The organism is Halobacillus sp. BBL2006, assembly GCF_000786645.1.
In the GTDB taxonomy this organism is placed as follows: Bacteria; Bacillota; Bacilli; order Bacillales; family Halobacillaceae; genus Halobacillus.
The window spans coordinates 1-5,847 of sequence record NZ_JRNX01000630.1; the positions used below are offsets into that span (position 1 = coordinate 1).

The following is a 5,847-nucleotide window of genomic DNA, read 5'->3' on the forward strand; positions in this document are numbered from 1 at the left end:
GGTAGAACTGGTGCTGCTATGGATCCTTTCCTTCATTTTATTAAGTACACTTGCGGCGACCGTCTTCTATGCGCCCGGCTTGTTCCTGGCCATACAAGCGACCTCACTGGTGATCTTAGGTGGATATTTTATTAAAGAAAACTTGAGAACGGTGGCGTGGAAACAATGAACCATTATGGACCAGACAAGATCCCTGTTTGGGGAATCATCCTTATTGCAATCATCTTACTCACCCAAAGTTCTATTTTATTCATTAAAGCTAGAAAAATAGGAAAGGTTCCCTGGCTGTGGGGAATTATCGGGCTTATTCAATTTCCGGTTCCAAGTATTGTTTTTTGGATTTTGCTTAAAACAGCTTGGAAAGAATCAAGTAAGGAAGGTCGTCCATCATGAAAATGCTCCTTATCTTCCTGGCTCTATTCAGCCAGCTGACCGCTTATGTGTTGATCTTCTTTTATCTATGGCCAGGCATAATTCTGTTGTTATCGTCGTATTTATTTCTGGCTGTCATTTTATTTGTGTTAATTCGTGAAAGACGAAACGAAAAAAAGGAGGAAGCAAACCATGATTATAGTGACTACTGATTATGTACCAGGGTACGAAGTTATAGAATTGAAGGGGTTTGTAAGAGGAAGTACCGTACAGTCCAAGAATATCGGCCGTGATATCTTAGCTGGATTGAAAAATATAGTAGGTGGAGAAATTACCGATTATACAAAAATGATGGATGAAGCAAGACAACATGCGATCGGTCGAATGAAGCAGCATGCAGAGGAAAAAGGTGCTGATGCCATCATCGCCGTACGTCTTGAAACTTCCAGTGTGACGAGTGCGGCTTCGGAGATCATTGCCTATGGAACGGCTGTTTCTCTTAAGAAAATGAAAAATGACTGATAAGCCTTGTTTATAAATAACCTTGTTAAATCTTGATGTGGAAACCATTAAAAATCTCACTTGCTGAAATAACTTTAGTAACTAGTTATTTTCAGAGCATGATTTATAAAACTCAAGGAGGTGCACCTCATGCTGTTAACATTAAACGTGATGCAAGTTGTGCAAGATAACTTTGCTATATTAGCACCGCTTTTCGTCATCCAATTGATTCTCATGATAACGGCACTCATCAGCCTGGTAAAAGCAGAAGCTACGAACGGTCCGAAGTGGATGTGGGCGTTAATCATCCTATTGATCAACACCATCGGTCCGATCGCTTACTTCATTTTTGGAAGGAGACAAGATGCATGATATCTGTCAAAAATCTCACCAAAATCTACGACCAGCATCCCGCTGTCAATGACGTATCTTTTGCTCTTGAAAAAGGAAAATGTGTCGCCCTTCTCGGTCCAAATGGAGCTGGCAAAACAACAACGCTGCGTATGATGGCAGGGCTGATCTCCCCCTCCAGAGGAGATGTAAGATTTGAAGATTCTGAAGCCAAGGATATCCGTGGACATATCGGGTATTTGCCTCAGCACCCCCATTTTCATTCATGGATGACTGGTAAGGAATTTCTTATGTATGTGGGTAGACTCGCACGCCTTTCCATAAAGGAGGCATCCACACATACCGAAGAGCTTCTAGAAAGGGTGGGCATAGCGGAAGCAAAAAATCGGCGCATCGGCAAATATTCCGGAGGGATGAAGCAGCGGTTAGGTATTGCGCAAGCCCTTATTCACCAGCCTAAGCTGCTCATGCTTGATGAACCTGTCTCCGCACTGGACCCAATTGGACGCAGAGATGTACTCAACTTAATGGAAGAACTCAAACGTGAAACGACGATCTTATATTCAACACATATCCTCAGTGATGCAGAAGAAGCAAGCGATGAAATCCTCCTCATGCATAAAGGCAGCATCGTTGAATCAGGAGCACTTGATCAGGTGAAAGCGAAGCATCAGGTGGATAAAGTTTCGCTTCGTTTTTCAAACGATACGGAAACTTATCAAAAAGAGCTCGAGTCGCTTAATTTTGTCACACGATCTGAGCTTCAAAAACAGACGCTTCATTTATATGTAACAGACACAGGAGCTGCCCGTGATCAGATTTTATCTTTGGCAAGCCAACACAAATGGCCGCTCCAAAAATTCGAAATTGGACAGACGACGCTCGAAGATTTATTCATGAAGGTGGTGAACAATCATGCAATGGATGATTCTATTTAGAAAAGAGATTCTGGAATCCTGGAGAAATTTCAAATGGATTTGGGTGCCACTTGTATTTATTTTACTTTCTATCATCGATCCGCTTTCCACCTACTACCTTCCGCAAATCTTAAAAGCGACTGGTGGACTGCCGGAAGGAGCAACGATTAACATTCCAACTCCCCCTTCCGGTGAAATCTTCATGATGAGCATCTCCCAATTAAATACGATTGGCCTTCTAGTTATTGCGCTGATTTCCATGGGCACCATTGCGGGTGAGAGGAAAAGCGGGGTAGCGGAACTCATTCTCGTAAAGCCGGTTTCTTATTTTTCTTACGTCACAGCAAAATGGGCCGCTCATGTTTTTCTTGTTCTTGTGGCCCTTCTTCTCGGCCTTTTATCCAGCTGGTACTATGTGAATCTGTTATTTGGTGAAGTATCCTTTGCCAGTTTCGGGAGCACCTTTTGCTTCTATGGCCTCTGGATTGCTCTGGTTTTAGCCATCAGCCTATTTATGAATACATTATCAAAATCTCCTGGCCTAGTGTTGTTCTTTACCATGGGTTCACTGATCACACTCTCAACAGTGAGCCGTATTTTTTCTCACTTGATCGAAAGGAGCCCATCCCTTATGACCGGCTATCTTAGAGAAATGGTGAACACAGGGAACATTGGACATGACTTATGGGGAGCTGCGGGCATTACGGCCGGTTCCATCATTCTATTGCTCTTCTTTGCAACCTTCACTTTAAAAAGAAAAGAAATCGCTTGAACCAACTAGTAGATTGAAGCACAGGGTTCCAGGGGTATAATCAAAGAGAAAGTAATTATTATCCCACAAGTCCAAAGGAGAGAATGTGATGAAACCAACGGCACTAATTACCGGAGCTTCAGGCGGAATCGGCTACGAATTCGCCCATTTATTTGCAAAATCTGGTTACAACTTGATCATCGTTGCCCGTTCAGAAAACAAACTGATTCAACTGAAGGAAGAATTAGGAGAGCATCCTGTCACCGTCATCCCTCACGATTTATCTGAACCGGGTGCGGCAGAAGTTCTTTACAACAAAGTGAAAGACTTAGAGCTCACTGTCGAAGTGTTAGTCAACAACGCAGGCTTCGGATTAAATGGACAATTCGACGAACTTCCTCTTCTTGACCAGCAAAAAATGCTGCAAGTCAACGTCAATGCACTTACAGAATTGACACACTTCTTCTTGAAGGATATCAAAAACGCACCACTCTATGATATTCCTAAAGGAGTTATTAACGTAGCAAGCACAGCTGCATTCCAGCCAGGTCCAAAAATGGCTGTCTATTATGCTTCAAAAGCCTATGTTCTATCTTTCTCTGAAGCTCTCGTAGAGGAATTGCGCGGGACGGGCATCACGATTTCGACCCTTTGTCCGGGTGCGACAGACACGAACTTTTTCAAAACCGCTCAGGCTGAGCATACCAAGCTAGTGAACAGCACAATGTCTCCGAAACAGGTAGCAAAGGCTGGATTCCTCGGTTTTGTGAAAGGAAAACGCGTGGTCATCCCAGGTGCAGCCAACCAGTCAATGGCTTACGCTTCCAAGGTCATGCCCCGATCAATCGCTGCTAAATTAGCGCATTTTGTCGATCAATAATCCTATATTTTTTCCAGAGCAGGCTTCCAAGTCTGCTCTTTTTTGTTTACAATAGTAGTAATTGGAAACGGTACTTTAGTCGCAATATAATTAACAGGGGGCTTGGGAGATGAAAAAAATAATAGGCTTCGGCATCCTGGGGATCTTTCTACTTGCCGGTGTCGCTGGCTGGTACGCACAAAAAACAATCTTCAACTCCGAAGCCGCAGAAGCTGCTGCTAAAAGTGATGCTCAAGCAGAAGCAGAAAGAGCAGAAGGAAGCGGTGCGGTAAGCCTTGAGGAACTGAACGAGTATGAGAAAGCAGGAAAAAACCCATTTGGACAAGCCGTCGCAGCTAGTGAGATGGACGATGATACGTATCAGGAGTATATCCACTGGATGTCGCACCAAAAAGTGGAAGCCAGGAAAAAATGGGGGTATTACGAGCTTCACCCAAAAAGAGTCACGTGGCTTCTGGAAGGGTTGGAACAAGCAGAATTGACTCATGAGAAAGTCTATCGTGAGATTTTAGAAAAATGGAAGGCAGAAGATTTCTCCACAGCAGACGAGGACCATAACAGAATTTGGCGTCTGCAAAATGGAACTGTCGGAAAAGCGAGCGGCATTTTATCTCCTGAAGAAGAAGCAGCCTTCATTCAAACACATAATTAATCATTTATAAAAGCCCGCGGCCTGAAGCCACGGGCTTTTTTCACATTTCTTCTGCGGCTTTTCTGAAACCATAAAAAGATCGGTATCCCCTTTTTTCATAATAGCCCTGGGAACTACTCGTCGCCAGCATCTCCACGCGAGTGCTTGGATAGCACTCATGGGCGACTTGCATTAAGTGTTCTCCAATGCCACGCCCCCTGTGACTCTCTTTAATGAGCAATTCACAGATATAAAGCGTAACATTGCCATCGGTCAACCCTCTTAAATAACCTACGATTTCATCCCCATCCATCGCGATGAGGGCCGGTTCAGAATTCAGCCAGGAACACAGGGTTTCTTGACCGTGTTCGACAAGACCGCTCCATCCTTCCTTTTCATTCAATAATTGTACGGCATCAAAGTCATTTTCGTGAAATGAACGAATTTTAATGGTTTCCATACGAACCGTTCCTTCCTTCTTGAAGTTTTTCTCTATATCTTCTCACCCGGCCTGAAGAATAGGTCATCATTGTCTATCTTCCCTTTCTTACGAACTAAAAACGGTTTTGTTCCAATTTTTTATTAGAAAATTCCAACAAGTTATGTCAACGTTGATTTTATGCTAAACTATGGACGGAAGTTTTCATCAGGAAGCGAGTGAAACATGTTGAAAAAAATTGTATGGTTAGCTTTTCTATTCCTATTAGTGGGATGTTCGTCACAAGACCTTGCCTTAGAGGATTTAAAAGAGAACTACCCGCAAACTTTTGCAGATTCCATTGCGTCTCTTTCTGAAAAAGAGCAAGAACGAATTGGCCTTCCGGATGAAATCCCCTTTGATGTTTCGTCAGTAGAAGCATCCTCAGAGGACAACATGGTAGAAGTTCAATACGAATCCAAAGGAAAAGAAAGTCTGAAGGTTCGTAGTGTTTTTGACCCTGGTAACATTTTAGAAGAATCTGAGTTGCAAATCCCTCTGAACTCCGGAGCTGTCGCGGGCGTTCAAGAACGCGAAGATCACGTTTATGTTGAGTGGTATAACAGTGAAGACAATGTCGTCTATCAATTGGAATATCACAGCACGAATAAAGAAAAACGCACCCAGCAGGCCATGGAAATCGCAAACGCAATCTAGAAAGGGACTGGGACACAATTAAAAGCATCCAATCTAAAGACGAACAACTAAGGGTATGGAAATTTAGAAGTAATGGATTGCTCTGAATGACCGCTTCGTAAATACACTCCGCTTTTCGCGGGCGGCTGATGAGCCTCCTCGTGCTGCGCACTGCAGGGTCTCACCGATGCCTTCCTCCCGCAGAAGTCTCCATGTATCTCCTACGCTGGAATGGTCTAAATCCTTCTTTTACATGCTTCATTTTCATCAGCGTAGACAGAATGCGGAGACTCCTGTGGGAACAGCACGTGTCCGAAGACCCCGCAGCGG

General features: G+C 43.6%; 10 protein-coding genes. 9 read left to right on the forward strand and 1 reads right to left on the reverse strand.

All coding sequences use genetic code 11. The features are described 5' to 3' along the window. Positions 1–165: 165 nt before the first annotated feature. From LD39_RS17215 to LD39_RS17250, 8 genes are all read left to right on the forward strand, one after another. Positions 166–393 (forward strand): hypothetical protein, encoded by a 228-nt coding sequence (locus LD39_RS17215; protein WP_035550525.1) that lies wholly within the window; start codon positions 166–168, stop codon positions 391–393. Beyond that, the gene (locus LD39_RS17220) at positions 390–584 is read left to right on the forward strand and encodes a hypothetical protein (protein ID WP_035550528.1); all 195 of its coding nucleotides are present in this window, start codon (positions 390–392) and stop codon (positions 582–584) included. The genes LD39_RS17215 and LD39_RS17220 overlap by 4 nt, the downstream gene beginning before the upstream one ends. Next, positions 565–894 (forward strand): YbjQ family protein, encoded by a 330-nt coding sequence (locus LD39_RS17225; protein ID WP_035550531.1) that lies wholly within the window; start codon positions 565–567, stop codon positions 892–894. The genes LD39_RS17220 and LD39_RS17225 overlap by 20 nt, the downstream gene beginning before the upstream one ends. Before the next feature lie 129 nt (positions 895–1,023). Continuing rightward, entirely contained in the window at positions 1,024–1,245 is a 222-nt protein-coding gene (locus LD39_RS17230; protein ID WP_231572605.1) for a PLD nuclease N-terminal domain-containing protein, read from the forward strand. After that, positions 1,242–2,162 (forward strand): ABC transporter ATP-binding protein, encoded by a 921-nt coding sequence (locus tag LD39_RS17235; protein WP_035550534.1) that lies wholly within the window; start codon positions 1,242–1,244, stop codon positions 2,160–2,162. Before LD39_RS17230 ends, LD39_RS17235 begins: the two co-directional genes overlap by 4 nt. Continuing rightward, positions 2,140–2,913, forward strand: coding sequence for an ABC transporter permease (locus tag LD39_RS17240; RefSeq protein ID WP_052158931.1), 774 nt, complete (start codon positions 2,140–2,142; stop codon positions 2,911–2,913). The genes LD39_RS17235 and LD39_RS17240 overlap by 23 nt, the downstream gene beginning before the upstream one ends. Positions 2,914–3,001: 88 nt before the next feature. Next, positions 3,002–3,772 carry an SDR family oxidoreductase gene (locus LD39_RS17245; protein ID WP_035550537.1) on the forward strand — a complete coding sequence of 257 codons (771 nt, stop codon included), beginning with the start codon at positions 3,002–3,004 and terminating at the stop codon, positions 3,770–3,772. Between the two features lie 109 nt (positions 3,773–3,881). After that, a complete protein-coding gene (locus LD39_RS17250) occupies positions 3,882–4,424 on the forward strand; it encodes a DUF6241 domain-containing protein (protein ID WP_035550540.1) in 543 nt (180 codons plus the stop codon). Between the two features lie 40 nt (positions 4,425–4,464). On the opposite strand, the gene LD39_RS17255 is transcribed toward LD39_RS17250, so the two are convergent. Further along, positions 4,465–4,863: a GNAT family N-acetyltransferase gene (locus tag LD39_RS17255; RefSeq protein ID WP_035550543.1), complete on the reverse strand. Its 399-nt coding sequence runs from the start codon at positions 4,861–4,863 to the stop codon at positions 4,465–4,467. Between the two features lie 204 nt (positions 4,864–5,067). Here LD39_RS17255 and LD39_RS17260 point away from each other — a divergent pair, with 204 nt between their 5' ends. Continuing rightward, a complete protein-coding gene (locus LD39_RS17260) occupies positions 5,068–5,538 on the forward strand; it encodes a hypothetical protein (RefSeq protein ID WP_035550546.1) in 471 nt (156 codons plus the stop codon). The last annotated feature ends 309 nt before the right edge of the window (positions 5,539–5,847 follow it).